Source organism: Nonomuraea candida (assembly GCF_000725485.1).
In the GTDB taxonomy this organism is placed as follows: domain Bacteria; phylum Actinomycetota; class Actinomycetes; order Streptosporangiales; family Streptosporangiaceae; genus Nonomuraea; species Nonomuraea candida.
Genome location: NZ_JOAG01000015.1, coordinates 135948 through 151758, shown reverse-complemented (window position 1 = coordinate 151758; position 15811 = coordinate 135948). Strand labels below are relative to the sequence as shown.

At 73.1% G+C, this 15811-nt stretch carries 9 protein-coding genes; 6 read left to right on the top strand and 3 right to left on the bottom strand.

Going from position 1 to position 15811, the window contains the following annotated elements; genetic code table 11:
- Positions 1-102: 102 nt before the first annotated feature.
- Positions 103-3111: an AfsR/SARP family transcriptional regulator gene (locus IO39_RS15715; protein WP_052422947.1), complete on the bottom strand. Its 3009-nt coding sequence runs from the start codon at positions 3109-3111 to the stop codon at positions 103-105.
- A 262-nt stretch (positions 3112-3373) separates the two neighbouring features.
- Between IO39_RS15715 and IO39_RS15710 the strand changes: the two genes are divergently transcribed.
- Genes IO39_RS15710 through IO39_RS15700 form a run of 3 tightly spaced genes read left to right on the top strand, consistent with a single transcriptional unit; the run spans position 3374 to position 7163 of the window.
- Entirely contained in the window at positions 3374-4543 is a 1170-nt protein-coding gene (locus tag IO39_RS15710; protein WP_043622616.1) for a citrate synthase, read from the top strand.
- Positions 4536-5933, top strand: a complete 1398-nt coding sequence (locus IO39_RS15705) for an MmgE/PrpD family protein (protein ID WP_052422945.1) — start codon at positions 4536-4538, stop codon at positions 5931-5933. The genes IO39_RS15710 and IO39_RS15705 overlap by 8 nt, the downstream gene beginning before the upstream one ends.
- A 12-nt stretch (positions 5934-5945) precedes the next feature.
- Positions 5946-7163: an NADP-dependent isocitrate dehydrogenase gene (locus tag IO39_RS15700; RefSeq protein ID WP_043622614.1), complete on the top strand. Its 1218-nt coding sequence runs from the start codon at positions 5946-5948 to the stop codon at positions 7161-7163.
- A gap of 144 nt (positions 7164-7307) precedes the next feature.
- Here IO39_RS15700 and IO39_RS15695 read toward each other — a convergent pair whose 3' ends face one another.
- Together IO39_RS15695 and IO39_RS15690 are read right to left on the bottom strand one after the other, a co-directional pair.
- Positions 7308-8543 carry an MFS transporter gene (locus IO39_RS15695; protein WP_043622609.1) on the bottom strand — a complete coding sequence of 412 codons (1236 nt, stop codon included), beginning with the start codon at positions 8541-8543 and terminating at the stop codon, positions 7308-7310.
- Between the two features lies 1 nt (position 8544).
- Entirely contained in the window at positions 8545-11655 is a 3111-nt protein-coding gene (locus IO39_RS15690) for an amidohydrolase family protein (protein ID WP_043622607.1), read from the bottom strand.
- A 523-nt stretch (positions 11656-12178) separates the two neighbouring features.
- Here IO39_RS15690 and IO39_RS50660 point away from each other — a divergent pair.
- The 3 genes from IO39_RS50660 to IO39_RS15675 all read left to right on the top strand — a co-directional run bounded on the left by IO39_RS50660 (position 12179) and on the right by IO39_RS15675 (position 15800).
- Positions 12179-13360 carry an iron-containing alcohol dehydrogenase gene (locus IO39_RS50660; RefSeq protein WP_052422943.1) on the top strand — a complete coding sequence of 394 codons (1182 nt, stop codon included), beginning with the start codon at positions 12179-12181 and terminating at the stop codon, positions 13358-13360.
- A 101-nt stretch (positions 13361-13461) separates the two neighbouring features.
- The gene (locus IO39_RS15680; protein ID WP_043622605.1) at positions 13462-14781 is read left to right on the top strand and encodes a hypothetical protein; all 1320 of its coding nucleotides are present in this window, start codon (positions 13462-13464) and stop codon (positions 14779-14781) included.
- 8 nt (positions 14782-14789) lie between these two features.
- A complete protein-coding gene (locus IO39_RS15675; RefSeq protein ID WP_043622602.1) occupies positions 14790-15800 on the top strand; it encodes a C-terminal binding protein in 1011 nt (336 codons plus the stop codon).
- Positions 15801-15811: the final 11 nt, after the last annotated feature.

Here is a 15811-nt window from a genome sequence, read left to right as displayed (position 1 = left end):
CCCCTGGCGCCGCTTGTGCCGGTCATGTGCCGGTCATGTGCCGGTCAGGACGGCCGGGACGGCCGGGGCCGGCCCGGACCCGCCGGAGCGGCCTGCCGACGGTCACGCCTTCGACGGGGTGACCATCCGCCAAGCCTGCCGCCGGTGCTCCCACGCGCGGTCCGTACGCCCCAGCGCGTGGTAGGCCATGGCCAGCCCATGGTGGACCCGGGCCTCGTCGTGCCGGTGACCCAGCTCCTTGAGCTGGTCGAGCGCGGCCTGCTGGTAGGCCACGGCCTGCTCGAACCGCCCGGCCCCGATGCTGGCGTACCCGAGGCCATGGGTGGCCTCGAAGCGCCCGGCGGGGTGGCGGAGCTCGTCGGAGAGGGCGAGCGCGCGGCTGAAGCACTCCTCGGCGCGGTCGTGCCGCGCCGCCCTGCGATGGCAGTGGCCCAGCCCGATCAGCGCCCACATCTCGCCCACGCGGTCTCCCGCGCGCCGGGCGGCCGTCAGGGCGCGCCGGAAGTGCTCGGCCCCCTCCTCTCGCCGGCCGACGTAGCCCAGCCCGAGCAGCGCGTACACCTCGCAGATCGTGTTGGCGGTGCGCCGGCAGAGCGCGAGGCATTCCTGGAAGTGCTCGCTCGCCTGCCGCCTGTTGCTCATGCGCAGGTGGAGACGGCCGAGCCCGAGCAGCGCCGTCAGCTCCCCCGCGGGATGGCCGATCTCGCGGGAGGCGGTCAGCGCGTCGTGGAGGCAGTCGCCCGCCTCGTCCAGGCGGCCCGTCTGGAGGTGCGCGTGGCCGAGCCCGCCCAGGGCGTCGGCCCGCTCCGCGAGGTGGCCGGTCTCGGTGGCGATGGACAGCGCGCGCTCGTAGCAGTCGTAGGCCTGCCGGTGCAGGCCGCTCTGCAACCGGGCCTCGCCCAGGCTCGTCAGCGCCTCGGTCTGGAAGGAGACGTGCCCGATCGCCTGCGCCAGGGCCAGCGCCTGCGACAGCAGGTCGTCGGCCTGAGCGAAACGGCCGCTTCTCAGGTGCAGCTCGCCCAGGCTGAGCAGCGCCTCCGCCTGGGCGTACTCGTCTCGTGTGCGCTTGGCGATCTGCAGCACGCGGGTGTGCACCGGCTCGGTGCGGGCGCCGCGGGTGCGCAGGTGAAGGTGCAGGATCGCGGGCAGGTGCGGGGCGTGGCCCGGCTGCTCCTGCCGGGCGGTGGCCAGCAGATTCGCCAGCTCGGTGTTCAGCCACCGCTTGGCGTGCGAGGGCGTCGGGAAGGAGGGCACGGGCGCCGGCGTCCTCTTGGCGCGGGGGCGCTGCGGCGTCGCGAAGGGATAGAGGGTCTTCATGGCCTTCGCCGCGGTGTGCGTGTAGTAGTCGAGGAGCCGTCCCAGGGCGGACTGCCGCTGCGAGCCCGACTCCTCCGCGGCGGCGTAGGCCCGCAGCAGGTCGTGGATTCGGTAGCGGCCCGGCATCGGCTCGTGGACCAGGCCGGCCTCAAGCAGGTCGTCGAGCAGCCGGTCGGCCTGGTCGAGCGTGGTGTCGGCGAGCGCGGCGGCGGAGTAGGCGTCCGCGTCGGGCCCGGGGTGCAGGCCGAGCAGCCGGAACAAGCGCTGCTGGGCGGGGGTGAGCTGCCGGTAGGACAGGTCGATGGCCGAGGTGACGCTGCGCTGCCCCACCTCCAGCTCGGCCAGCCGGCGGTTGGGGTCTCGTAGCCGGTCGACCAGGTGGGCCAGCGTCCAGGCGGGCCTGGCCCGCAGCCGCGCCGCCGCGACGCGGATGGCCAGCGGCAGCCGCCCGCACAGCTCCACCAGCTCGGCCACCAGCGCGTGCGGATGTCCGTCTCCGGCGATCCTGGTGAACATGGCGATCGCGTCGTTCCGCGGCAGCGCTTCGAGCCTGATCCGGTGGGCGTCGTCGAGGCCGTCCAGCCGGTGCCTGCTGGTGATCAGCACGAGGCAGCCGGGAGAGCCGGGCAGCAGCGGCTGGATCTGCGCCTCGCCGAGGGCGTTGTCCAGCAGGATCAGCACCCGCCTGCCCGCCAGCGTGGAGCGCAGCAGCGCCGCCCGCTCGTCGAGCCGGCGCGGTATGCGTTCCCGCGGGATGTCGAGGGCGCACAGCAGCCCGTACAGCGCATCGGCGGGCGTGGCGGGTGTGACTCCGTGGGTGAAACCGTGCAGGTCCACGAAGAGCTGACCGTCGGGGAACCGGTCGGCCAGCCGGTGGGCGGCGTGCACCGCGAGCGCCGTCTTGCCGATGCCCGCCATGCCGTCGATCATCCCGACCACCACGGTGGATCCGGCCCGTTCGTCATCCGCGAGGGCGAGCAGGGACTTTAGGTCGTCGGCGCGGCCCACGAAGGCGGGCAGGTCGGCGGGAAGCTGCCGCGGAGCGGGAGCCGGATCGTGGCGCGGCGCGGTGCCGGGCGCTCGCACCGGATCGTTGCGCACGATGCTCAGATGCAGCTCCTGGAGCTCGGCGGGAGGGTCCAGGCCCAGCTCGTCGCCCAGGTGCTGCCGCGTCTGCTGGTAGATCGTCAGGGCCTCGGCGGTACGGCCGGCCCGGTGCAGGGCCTGCATGAGCCCGCCGATCAGGCGCGGCCTGCCGGGGTGCTCGGCGGCCAGCGACAGCAGCCTCTCCAGCAGCTCCTCGTGGCGGCCCAGCCGGAGCTGGGCGGCGATCAGGTCCTCGACGGCGGTCAGGCGGGCCTCGTCGAGGCCCCTGCACACCGTCTCCCTGACGTCCTCGGGGGCCGCTCCCGCCAGCGCGGGCCCGCGCCACAGCGCCAGCGCCCTGTGCAACAGCTCCACCTTGGTCTCGTCGTCTGCGATCTTCGCCTCGGTGAGCAGCGCGCGGAAGCGGTGCACGTCGATGTGGTCGGGGTCGCAGCACAGCCGGTACGCGCCCACCGTGCGCTCCACGGAGACCCCGGAACAGTTCGCCCGCGCGATGGCGCCACGCAGGCCGCTGATGTAGGTGTGGATCATCCCCCGGGCGGTGACCGGCGGGTCACGCGGCCAGATCAGCTCCACCAGCCGCTCGGTGGTCACCTGCTTGTTGACTTCGAGGGCGAGCAGCGCCAGCACGAACCGCTGCTTGCGCACGCCCAGATCGATCGGCCGATCCGCGACGCTGGCGTGCACGGGCCCGAGCAGAAAGAGCTTCAGGAGAATCTCCCCCCGGGGGCTATTCGGAAAACGGACGCGAAGGCCGTGTCCCATACAACCAGAAAGACCGCCCATCGCAAGCAAATATAAAGATCAACTTAGAGTCGCGACTGGAATCATTTGCCGGTGTGCACCACTCAAGTGCGCGGAAAGGAGATGAACGGCAGCTATTGCCATCCTTAATGGAAGGCTGCTGCTGACCATATTCACGAAATCACGAGCGCCAAGGATGGAAGTCGTGAGCGATGCCCACGGGCCCGTCGTGTACGGACTCAACGACATTGTCCTCTGCCATACCGGCATTTCCCACGTGGACGGCCACCTCGGCCGCTACCGCTACCGCGACTACGACGCGATCGAGCTGGTCAATAACTGCGAGCTGGCGGAGGTCTGGTGCCTTCTGGTGGACGGCGAACTGCCGTCCGCCGCGCGGCGCGCGGAATTCGCCGCCGAGCTCGCGGAGCTGAGCGCGATCCCGCCCGCGGTCACCGGCCTGCTGCCCGCCGTGGCAGGGCTGGGTGAGCGAGCCGGCGGCATCGGCTGGCTCCAGACGGCCGTCCTGCTCCTGGCCAGGTCGCTCGACTGGCCATCGGTCCTGGAGCTGGACCGTGCGGCGCTGCGCCGCCAGGTGCTCCAGACCCTGGTCACCGCCCCCGTCATGCTGGCGGCGATGCACCGGCTGCGGCAGGGGCTGGACCCCGTGCCCCCGGATCCCGCCCTGGACCACGCCGCCAACGTGCTGTACATGCTCTCCGGCGAGGCGCCGCCGCCGGCGCACGCCCGTGCGCTGGAGCAGTACCTGATGCTCACCGCCGAGCACGGCATGGCCGCCTCGACCTTCGCCGGCCGGGTCATCTTCTCCACCGGCGCCGACCTCGGCTCCGCTCTGTCCGGTGCGCTGGGCGCGATGGGCGGGCCGCTGCACGGGGGAGCCCCGACGCTCGTGCTCGACATGCTGGACGAGATCGGCTCACCCGATCGCGTCGAGCCGTGGCTGCGCGACAAGCTGGTCAAGAACGAGCGGATCATGGGCTTCGGCCACCGCATCTACCGCGCCGTGGACCCCCGCGTCGAGGTGCTGCGGGAGATCGCCACCCGGCTGGGGAGCGCGCGGCTCGCCCTGGCCGGCCTGGTGGAGCAGCGGGCCGCCGCCCTGCTCGACGAGGCCAACCCGGGACGCACGCTCCGCGCCAACGTGGAGCTGTACACCGCGCTGGTCATGGAGGCGGTCGGGCTGCCCAGATCGCTGTTCCCGGCCACGTTCGCCATGGCCCGGCTGGTCGGGTGGGGCACCCACCTGCTGGAGCAGCACGCGGGCAACCGGCTGATCAGGCCCGTCACCGCCTTCGCCGGAGGACCCGTCCTGCCCGTCCCGTCATCCGCAGAGAGAGGCCACCCGAATGGCTGACCAGCCCATGACCCTGCACCTGGCCCGATACGCCACGTCGGCGAGGTTCGAGGACCTGCCGGGCGACGCGCGCGAAGCGCTGAAGATCCGGCTGCTGGACGCCCTGGGCTGCGCCATCGGGGCCCTGGAGGGCCCGCCGATCGCGATCTTGCGCCAGGACCTCGCGGAGTTCGGCGGCTCCCCGATCGTGTCACTCGTGGGCGGCGGCCACGCCACCCCCCGCGACGCCGCGTTCTACAACGGCGCGCTCGTGCGCTACCTCGACTTCAACGACTCCTACATCGCCCCGGGCGAGACCTGTCACCCCAGCGACAACATCGGCGCGGTGCTCGCCGCGGCGGAGTACCGGGACCTGCCGGGCAGCGAGCTGCTCACCGCGCTCGCGGTGGCCTACCAGGTCCAGTGCAAGCTGGCGGAGGAGGGACCGGTCCGGGCGCGGCACTTCGACCACGTCACCCACGCCGGCTTCGCGGCCACCTCCGGCGTGGTGCGGGCGCTGCGGCTGGAGCCCGGCCAGGCGGCGCACGCCCTGGCCATGGCCGGCACGGCGCTCAACGCGCTGCGGGTCACCCGCACCTCGCTGTCCCACTGGAAGGGCCTGGCCTACCCGTACGCCGCGTCGGAGGCCGTCCACCTGGCGCTGCTCGCCGCCCGTGGGCTCACCGGCCCCCTCGGGGCGCTCGACGGGCGCAAGGGACTCATGGACGCCATCAGCGGCCCGTTCGCCATCGACTGGCAGAGCGAGGGCTTCGACCGGATCACCCGGACGTTCGTCAAGCGGTTCAACGCCGAGGTGCACTCCCAGCCCGCGCTGGAGGCGCTGCTGGAGCTGCGGGCCGAGCACGGGCTGCGCGCGGCGGACGTCGAGGCGGTGGAGCTCGACACGTTCGACGTGGCGTACGACATCATCGGCGGCGGCAGCGACGGCGAGAAGACCCGGATCGCCACCAAGGAGGAGGCCGACCACTCCCTGCCCTACCTGCTCGCCGTCGCCCTCCTGGACGGCCAGGTGCTGCCGGCGCAGTACGCGCCCGAGCGGGTCGTCGCCGAGGACGTCCAGGACCTGCTCGGCCGGGTCGTGATCAGGAACCGGCCCGAGTACACCAGGCGCTTCCCCGACGAGCTGGCCTGCATGGTCCGCGTCCGCACCCGCGGCGGCGCCGTGCTGGAGCGGGAGAAGAGCGACTACGAGGGCCACTGGCGCCGCCCCGCCGACTGGGTCTCCGCGACGGCCAAGTTCACCGGGCTGACCGAGGGGCTCGTCACGCCCGAGCTGCGCGAGGAACTGATCACCTGCGTCCGGACCCTGGAGGAGCGGCGGACCGGCACGCTGACCGACCTGCTCAGGAGGGTCCCGGGGGACGGCAAGGCCGGCGAGCGCGGCGCGTAGCGGGGACGGGCCATGAAGAAGATCCAGGTACGCGGCCCGCTGGCCGACCTCGACGGCGACGAGATGGCCAGGGTCATCTGGCGCCTGATCAAGGAGCGGCTCGTGCTCCCGCACGTGGACGTCGAGCTGGACTACCACGATCTGTCGATCCACAACCGCGACGCCACCGGCGACCAGGTGACGCTGGACGCCGCCCGCGCCATCCAGCGGCACAAGGTGGGCGTCAAGTGCGCCACCGTCAACCCCGACGAGGCGCGGGTCGAGGAGTTCGGGCTGAAGAGGATGTGGACCTCGCCGAACGCCACGATCCGCAACCTGCTCGGCGGGGTCATCTTCCGCGAGCCCATCGTCATGCGGAACATCCCGCGGCTCGTCCCCGGCTGGACCGCCCCCATCGTCATCGGCCGGCACGCGCACGCCGACCAGTACGAGGCCACCGACTTCGTCGTCTCGCGGCCGGGCGTCGTAAGGCTGGTCCACATCCCGGCCGACGGGAGCGAGCCCGTCGAGAGGGAGGTGGCCGAGTTCCGCGGCGGCGGCGTCGTGCTCGGGATGTTCAACCTGGACGAGTCGATCCGCGACTTCGCCAGGACCACCATGCGTTACGCGCTGGACCGGGCCCTGCCGCTGTACATGTCGACCAAGAACACGGTGCTGAAGGCGTACGACGGGCGGTTCAAGGACGTGTTCGCCGAGACGTACGAGACCGAGTTCAAGGACGGCTTCGAACGGGCGGGCATCGCCTACGAGCACCGGCTGATCGACGACATGGTGGCCCAGGCGGTCAAGTCCCCGGGCGGTTTCGTCTGGGCGTGCAAGAACTACGACGGCGACGTGCAGTCCGACTTCGTCGCGCAGGGATTCGGCTCGCTCGGGCTGATGACGTCGGTGCTGATGACGGCGGACGGCCGCACCGCGGTGGCGGAGGCGGCGCACGGCACGGTGACCCGCCACTACCGGCGGCACCTGCGGGGCGAGCCGACCTCCACCAATCCCGTCGCCTCCATCTACGCGTGGACCCGCGCCCTGGCCCACCGGGGCCGGCTGGACGGCACGCCGGAGGTGACGGCGTTCGCCGCCATGCTGGAGGAAGCCTGCGTGGCGGCCGTGGAGTCGGGCCACATGACCAAGGACCTGGCCCTGCTGGCGGGCGCCGGCACGTGGCTGACCACGGAGGACTTCGTGGCCGCCGTGGCCGACCGGCTCACCGCCCTGCGCGCCGGCGGCTGAGCCCGCGCGGGCCCGGGCCCGGTGAGCCCGCGCACGGGCCAGCTCCTGTGAGCCCGTGCGCGGGCCCAGCTCCTGTGGGGCTCGTGCGCGGCCCGGGACCTGGGCCCGGCGCGCCGGTTCCTGACCGGCGCACGCGTGCGCCGGTCAGGAACCGGCGTACGCGTGCGCCGTCCCGGACCTGCCGTAGGCCACGAGCAGCGCCGCGGCCACCACGCAGCACGCGGCGACCGCCAGCATGACGACCGGATAGCCGTACGCCTGGCTGAGGACGGCCGCGCCCAGCGGGCCGAGCGCCTTGGCCAGGATGGTCGGCAGCGCCAGGGTACCCGCGATCATGGGATAGGCCGGGGCGCCGTAGTGCTCGGCGATGAGCAGCGGCCTGGCGATCGTCCCCACGCCGAAACCGATGCCGAAGGCGATCACGCAGGCGATCGCGCCCGGCGTGCTGTCGCCGACGGGCGGCAGCACGGCCACGGCCACGGCCTGGACGGCGAAGACGGCCGCGGTGACCGTCGCGGGACGAAAGCGCCTTTGCAGCCCGGTGGCGACCAGCCTGCCCGTCACCGACAGGACACCGAGCAGCCCGGTCACGGCCGCCGCGAACGTGGGCGGATGTCCCAGCTCGACGAGGTAGGCGAGCAGGTGCACCGCCATGATCGCGATGGCCGCGCTGTGCGCCACGAACGCCACGGTCAGCAGCCAGAAGGCCCGGCCGCGTACGGCCTGCCTCAGCGTCACCCGGTCGAGGCCGGCCGCGTCCTCGGCGGGCTCCCGCCGCACCGGCGCCGCGCGGCGCGGCCGGCGCACGAAGAAGGCGTGCAGCGGGATCGTCGTCACGCCGAAGATCACCGCCAGCAGCACCGAGGCCGTCCGCCAGCCGTACTGCTCCACGAACAGCGCCGTGAGGGGCATGAAGACGGTGGAGGCGAACCCGGCCATCAGCGTGACCGCCAGCAGCGCGTTGGCCCGCCGGTCCGGGTCGAACCAGGCGACCACGACGGCGAACGCGGGCTCGTAGAGGGCCAGCGCGGAGGCCACGCCGATGGCCGCGAGCACCGCGTACAGGGAGGGCAGGTTCTCCACGCGGGACCAGGCCAGCATCGCCAGGGTCCCGATGACCGAGCCGGCGGTCATCAGGCCGCGCCCGCCGTACCGGTCCAGCCAGCGGCCGACCAGCGGCGCGGCCACCCCCGTGATGAGCACGGCGAGGGTGAAGGCGCCGGTCACCTGGCCGGCGGAGGCGTTCAGGTCACGCTGCAGGGGGCCGAGGAACACGGCGAACGCGTAGTAGAGCACGCCCCAGCCGACCGTCTGCGTGACGGCCAGGGCGGCCACCATGCGCCAGCCCGTCGAGAACCGGGCCCGCTGACGGACTTTCACCTCATCCTCCGTGGTCGGAGCAGCAGCCGTCCCTGCGCATGGCGCGGGACGTCTCCAGCCAGTCGGTCTGCGCGACCGCCGGCGCGACGGCGGGCGGCCGCTTGCCCACCAGGTCCTCCTGCCGGTACAGGACGCCGTCGCACATGGTCATCGGGGTGTCGACCAGGCTGTCGAAGTCGGTGAACGGGTCGCCCGCGACGAAGGTGAGATCGGCCAGCTTGCCGGGCTCGACCGTGCCGAGCTGGTCGCCGACGCCGAACACCCGGGCGGGAAGCACCGTGACCATGCGCAGCGCCTGCAGCGGGGTGACACCGTACATGTGCAGCGCCCGTAACCCCAGATGCAGGTGGAGGCCGACCGGGTAGAGCGGCGAGTCGGTGCCCAGCACGATCCCCCCGGCCTCGTCGCGCAGCATGCGCTTGTAGACCTCCACCTCGGTCTCGATCCTGACCAGCTCGGCCCGGGTGGGGGCCTCCGCGGCGGTCGTCCTGACCAGGGCCACGTCCCAGGGCGGCAGCAGCGCGGCCACGCGCGGGTCGTCGGCCAGCGCGGGCGCGGCGCCGAGGAGCTGCAGCGCCGAGAACGGCGTGGCGACGAGGTGGAAGCCGGGCTGCCGGTAGATCTCCTCGACGTCCTGGTAGGCGCGCCCCATCATGGAGACCTGGTGCCCCTGCTCCAGCCGCTGGGTGGCCTGCAGGTGGGTGGTCAGGTCCTGGCCGACGTTGATGCCGGGATAGGCCAGGTGGCTGCCCGCGAGCACGCCCAGCTCGGAGTGGGCGACCCGGGCGCCCTCCGCCATGATCCAGCCGGGGGCGCGCACGTACGTCTTGACGAAGTCGAAGTCCAGCGCCACGGCCCGGTCGAGGGTGCGGCGCAGCCCGTCACGGGTGCGGTGCGCGCGTCCCATGCTGTACGCGACCCGGTCGCCGTCGATGAGCTCGCCGGTGGCGAACAGGCGCGGCCCCGCCAGCCGGCCCGCGGCCAGGGCCTCGCGGATGTGCACGCCCTCGTAGGCGAACCCGCCCAGCGAGACGGCGGAGGTGATGCCGTAGGCGAGGTTGGCCAGGTTCTGCCGGTTGCCGTAGGTCGGGTTCCAGGGGTGCACGTGGGAGTCCCACAGGCCCGGCAGCACGGTGTGGGCGCGGGCGTCGATGAGGCGCTCGCCGGCGCGCGGCGGTCTGTGCGCCTCGACGCCGACGATCGTGTTGCCGCGCACGAGGATGTCCACGTCCTGCCTGACGCGCTCGCCGGTGCCGTCCCAGAGGCGGCCGGCGTGGATGCGGGTCACCGTGGAGGGAGCGGGCGCGCGGCGACGGTACCGCAGCCGCGTGGGCAGCGTCCGCCGGCCGTGGCCGTCGGGCCGGATCAGGCGCAGCGTTCCGCCGGACAGGTAGAGGATCGAGCGGGAGTCGCCCGACCAGGAGGGGAAGTCGGCGGATTCGTCGGTGATCCGCCGTGCCGGTCCCGCGGGGGAGCCGTCGGCCCGGACCGGCAGCACCCACAGGGCCGACTCGGCGACGAACGCCATCCACCGCCCGTCGGGCGACCACACGGGGCCGGAGGCGTGGCGGTCCGACAGCGAGGTGTGGCCCAGGGGCGCGTACAGCACCGCCTGGCCGGTCGTCCGGGTGTCGACGACCCTGATGAGGTTGTAGCCCTCGCGGAAGCGCGCCGTGAGCCGGTTGCGGTCGGCGCTCGCCAGGTAGCGGCCGTCGGGGGACCAGGAGGGCGGCCCCGGCAGCCCGCCTCCGCCCAGGGGGGCCGCCAGCGTGCGCTCCTCGCCGGTGGCCAGGTCGCGCACCAGCAGGTTGCCGCTCATGTCGTGGCAGGCGAGCCGGGCGCCGTCGGGCGACACGGCGGGGTTGACCCTGCCGCCGGAGGCGAGCGTGGTCTCCGTGCCGTCGGCGAGGTCGTGACGGTAGACGGCGTTCAGTCCCTCCTTGTCGCTGCAGTAGAGCAGGCCGCGGCCGTCGGGCGTCCAGGCGGGCCCCTGCACGTAGTGTTCCGGGTCGGCCTGCACGAGCTTGCGCGGCGTCTCGCCGAGGCGCATCACCCACAGGGCGTTGAGCGCGGTGAAGGCCACCGACCTGCCGTCGGGGGCGAGCACCGGCTGGTTGACGCCGCGCACGGCACGCGGCCCGGTCGAGCGGAAGTCGTACTTCTTGCGCCGGTAGGCCGGCCGGGACACCTTGAGCGCGGCCGTGAACGGGATGGCCGCGGCCGCGCCGGAGGCCGTCACCCGCCGGGTGCGGATCTGCCCGTCGGCGAGGTAGAGCAGCTCGTCGGCCGACAGCCAGGCGGGCGGCACCGCGAAGACGTCCTCGCCGGCCGTGACCGGCGCGCCGTCCACGATCAGCGTGGCCACCGGGCCGTTCTCGTCCGTGGTGAGGTGGACGTAGGCGACGCGCGAGCCGTCGGGGGAGACGGCGGGGCACACCACGGACCCGGTGTCCACGGTGCGCACCACGCTCACCGCACCGCCGGAGCCGGGGACCGCGGCGATGGTCCTGCCGCCCGCGGCGTCGGCCCGGACGAACAGGATGCGGCCGTCGGACGACCAGGCGGGGTCGTAGTCGTTCTGCGGGCCGTCGGTGAGCTGGGTCAGCCGTCCGGTGCGGACCTCCACGGTCCAGACGTGGTAGAAGCTGCCCGCCGCGGGGTCCCCGCCGCGCTCGGAGGCGAAGGCGATGCGGCTGCCGTCGGGCGACCAGCTCACGCCCCTGTCGTCCCAGGGGCCGTCCGTGAGCCGGCGTAATCCGGAGCCGTCGGGGGCCATGGTCCAGATGTGGAAGCCGCCGCCCCGGTAGGCGCACATCGCCACGGCGGAGCCGTCAGGAGACCAGGTGGGGCGGGTGGGCTCCAGGTCGGGTGAGGTCAGGGCCCTGGCCGTGCCGCCCGTGCGCGGCAAGGACCACAAGATGCCCTGCGCTTCCACGATGAGCCGGTCGGCCGCGGGCGAGGCGGCCACGGTGCCGTTGGTCAGGCCGGTGAGGGTGAGCGCCTCGGGGCGCGTCGCGGCGGCACCCGCCGCGGGGGCGGCAGGCGCCGCGCCCGCGGCCGCGCCGGTGACCGCCACGGTCTGGATGAAACGCCGTCTGGTGAAGCCTTTCATGGTTGCCCTGCCTTCCGATGCGGAGACTTCGATCATCGCTTTGTTTCAACGAGACGGAAAGCCGTCCGGATACGGAGCCGGGGCGGGGCAGGGCGGAACCGGGACGGTCATGACGGGCCCGCGGGACGAGGCCGGGTGAATCGCATTTCGTGATGGTGCCAGTCGCCGCTCTAAGTCGATCTTTATGTTTTCTGGTGATCGCGGGCCGGGTGATGGGGAAAGGCTGCTTTTGGGCTGTCATCCGCTGTTATCGAATCGTAATATTATTCAAGTTGCACATGAATGACGAGTGAATCATCTCTTAACCTTGCGTTACGCCTCCGCGCACGGGTGCCTGTCACGCATCGTGTCCGGGCGAGCACCCAGGTGTGCTTGTGCTGGGTGGATCTCTGTGTTGTTTTGACGAAATGAGCGGAACGGCCGATCGAGTCGATTAGCCAATTTTCCTTGCGGTCCAGTGGCATCGCGATACCTCCGCATTTATCGGGTGCCTTTATCATTTTGCCGAAGAGGTCTGTCCTTCATGTCTGCGCCCCTTGCCGCCACCGAGACGCTTCTGACCGGTGCTCCGCGAACGCTGATCGGGGCGGGCCTGTCCCGCGCCGTCGCCGAGGAGATCGAAGGCGCGGCGGCGGGTGACCGACGGCGTGCCCCGCGCGTGTTCCTGGTCACCGGCGCCGGGTTCTCCGGCCGCCCGTGGTCGGGCCCGTTACTCGAGGCCCTGCGGCCGTTCCGCCCGCGCGTGGGCGTCCAGGCGGGAATGCCGACGCCGGCCTCCGTCGCGGAGCTGGCCCGCGCGCTGCGCGAGCACCGCGCCGAAGTCGTGGTGGCGGCGGGCGGCGGCAGCGTCATGGACGCGGCCAAGGCCGCCGCGGCCCTGGCCCCGGGGCCCGAGGTCACCCCGGCACTGGTGACGCAGGCGTGCGAGAGCGGCCCGCGGGGTACGGGACTGCCCGTCGTGGCCCTGCCCTCCACCCCCGGCACCGGCGCGGAGTCCACCCCGTTCGCCACCGTCTGGGACGTCGACCGCGGCCGCAAGCTCTCGCTCCGAGGCGAGTCCCTGCTGCCGGCGGTCGCGATCCTCGACCCCGACCTGCTGCTCGGGCTCCCCTCGCGCCAGCTCACCAGCAACATGCTCGACACGCTGGCGCAGGGCGTGGAGGCGGCGTGGTCCACCAGGTCGGACGCGAGGGCGGAGAGGCTGGGCGCGGCCGCCTGGGGCCGGCTCGCCGACCTGCTCGACCAGCCTCCGCACCCGCCGTCCGCCGCGGAGCGGCACGCCCTGCTCCTGGCCGGGCACCTGTCAGGGCGGGCCATCGCCATCGCGGGCACCACCGTGTGCCATGCCCTGTCCTATCCGCTGACCCTGCGCCACGGCCTGAGCCACGGGCACGCCTGTGGCGTCACCCTGGCCGGTGCGGTGCGCTTCAACGCGGCGGTGCAGGCCCACGACTGCGCCGACTCCCGGGGCCCCGGCCGGGTGCGGGAGGCCATCGCGGCCGTGGCGGCGGCGGCCGGAGCCGGCGACGCGGAGGCGCTGGCCGGGCGGGTGGAGGCGTTCCTGGCCCGCTCGGGCCTGCCCGGCGTGCCCGACCTCGGCCCGGACGCGCCCCGGATCGCCCGCCAGGCGCTCGGCTACGACCGTGCCGGCAACAACCCGCGTCACCTCGACGTCCCGGCTCTCGCCCGGCTCCTGACGTCGTGACCGAAGCCGGGGCGCGGCGACGCCCGCCCGCGGCGCCGTCCGTCCCCCGGCTCCACCCCCGCAAGTCCTGACCATCGTTCGGACACTTCCCGGAGGCGAGCATGCGTCTTGACACGTACAAGATCGTTCACTGGATGAACGTCAGGAAGATGACGCTCCGGCAGGTCGCCGAGGCGGCCGGACTCGGCCAGGCGCGCCTGACGGACTTGCTGGAGAAACCGGGCGGCGACGAGTGGCCGGACGCGGATGTGGCCCCGCTCGCGCACGCGCTGGGCGTGGCGCCCCAGCACCTGTCGGCCAGCGGCCGCCGCGACCTGACCGTCGTGACCCGGACGGCCGCGCAACTGGCCGAAACCCGCCGCCCGATCCAGCGCGACGGCATCCACTTCTACAACTACTACACGATGGCCGCGCCGCCGGGCGCCGTCGCGCCGGTCATCCTGGACATCCTCTGCCCCGCCGACCGCCTGCCCGCCCTCAACAACGGGCACCTCGAACCCGCGATCACCGTCAACCTGGGCCCCGGCGACATCCACGGCCGCTGGGGAGCGGAGCTGACCGACGCCACCTGGCAGGTCATCGAGGCCAACAAGGGCGAGGACAGGTGGATCGTGGGCGACTCCTACCTGGAGCCCTCCTACTGCCCCCACAGCTACTCCCTCGCCTCCGGCACCCCGGCGCGCATCGTCTCCTACACCGGCCAGTCGAACCTGGCGGCCCTGCTGGAGGACGTCAACGACTGGCCGGAACCGGCGGCGGAGGAGCTGTTCGGCTGGCTCGGCGACGAGGTGTCGCCGCGGGCGCTGGCCGACCTCCTGCTGGCCCGCCGCGGCCACACCCTCGAGTCGGCCGCCGCCGCGCTGGGGATGAGCGGGGAGAAACTGGCCGCCGCCCTGGACTACGGGGCCGTGGACGACCTGCGCGAACTCGGCTGGAAGCTCGGCCTCGACGACCGGCTCCTGCTGCGCAGGCAACTGCGGCACGACGCCGTCGGCAAGACCTACAAGGACATCGCGGAGTGCCGCCGGGAGGCCCGCGACTTCCGCGGCTACCGGGTGGCCTCGCTGGCCGGCGCGCCGCACCTGCCCGACCTGTCCGGGCTCTACCTGCGGGTGACCGGGGACGCGGGCGGCGACCTGGTCGAACCCGCGGAGACCCACTACCTGGTGACCGGCGGCAGCCTGCGCCTGGAGTGGGCCGAAGGCGACGGCGCCGCCTCCTGCGAGCTGGGCGCCGACGGGACGGCCTGGGTGGCGCCCTTCGTACGGCACCGCTGGTCGGGCGACGGATCCCTGATCAAGCTCGGCTCCGGCCGGCACCTGACCTACCTGGACCTGTACGAGCTGACCAACACCTACGCCGCCGCCGCGACGCTGCGCCGTGGCCGGCGGGACGGCCGAAGCTGGGGCTACGACTCCTGAGGAGGGTCATGCGCATCGTCTACACCGATCCGGCCTGGGCCCTGGACGGGACCGGCCGGCCCGACCCGGCGCTGGCCGGCATCGAGCGCGGGGTCTTCGGCCCGGACGCCCACCTCGACCTGGGCCTGTTCGCCGACGGCTACGTCACCGAGGGGCCGGATTTCCTCCGGTACGTACGCGGCGCCGACGCGCTGGTGATCTACCGGTGCCAGGTGACCAAGGAACTCGTGGACGCCGTGGGACCGGCCTGCAAGGTCGTCGCCCGCAGCGGCGTGGGCGTCGACAACCTCAACGCGCCCCTGCTGGCGGCGTGCGGCATCGCCGGCTTCAACGTGCCCGACTACTGCGGCGACGAGGTGAGCTCGCACACCCTGGCGCTCCTGCTGGCCCTGGAGCGCAAGATCTGCACCCAGGACCGGCTGGTCAAGTCGGGCCGGTGGAACATCCACGCGGGCGGCGTGCCCAGACGCCTGTCGATGCGGGCGGCGGGCATCGTCGGCTTCGGCCGCATCGGCCGGGCCACCGCCAGGAAGCTGCACGCCTTCTACGGCCGCGTCCTCGCCTACGACCCGTACGTGTCGGCCGACCTCATGGCCAGTCACGGCGTCGCGGCGGCGGGCGAGCTGGGCGAGCTGTTCGCCGCCTGCGACGCCGTGGTGATCCACGCGGCGCTCACCGAGGAGACCCGCGAGCTGGTCGGCGCGGCCGCGCTCGGCCGGGCCAGGCCGGGCACGCTCCTGGTCAACACCGCCAGGGGACGGCTGGTCGACCTCGCCGCCGTACGCGCGGCCCTCGACCGGGGCACGCTGGGCGGCTTCGCCTCGGACGTGTTCACCCCGGAGGACCCCAACGACAGCCCGGTGGCCCGCGCGCTGCTCGCGCGCGACGACGTGGTGGTCTCCGCGCACCGGGCCTTCCTGTCCGAGGAGTCGGAACGCAGTCTCAGACGACGGGTCGCGGAAGGCGTCAGGGCCGTGCTCAACGGCGATCCGCCTCCGGCCGAGTGCCGGGTCACCTGACCGCGACCTCA

Bases quoted from the DNA above. Each gene is read 5' to 3' on its own strand.
- IO39_RS15680 (WP_043622605.1), top strand. From the start codon at position 13,462: ATGCGTCTTGACACGTACAAGATCGTTCACTGGATGAACGTCAGGAAG.
- IO39_RS15675 (WP_043622602.1), top strand. From the start codon at position 14,790: ATGCGCATCGTCTACACCGATCCGGCCTGGGCCCTGGACGGGACCGGC.
- IO39_RS15705 (WP_052422945.1), top strand. From the start codon at position 4,536: ATGGCTGACCAGCCCATGACCCTGCACCTGGCCCGATACGCCACGTCG.
- IO39_RS50660 (WP_052422943.1), top strand. From the start codon at position 12,179: ATGTCTGCGCCCCTTGCCGCCACCGAGACGCTTCTGACCGGTGCTCCG.
- IO39_RS15700 (WP_043622614.1), top strand. From the start codon at position 5,946: ATGAAGAAGATCCAGGTACGCGGCCCGCTGGCCGACCTCGACGGCGAC.
- IO39_RS15690 (WP_043622607.1), bottom strand. From the start codon at position 11,655: ATGAAAGGCTTCACCAGACGGCGTTTCATCCAGACCGTGGCGGTCACC.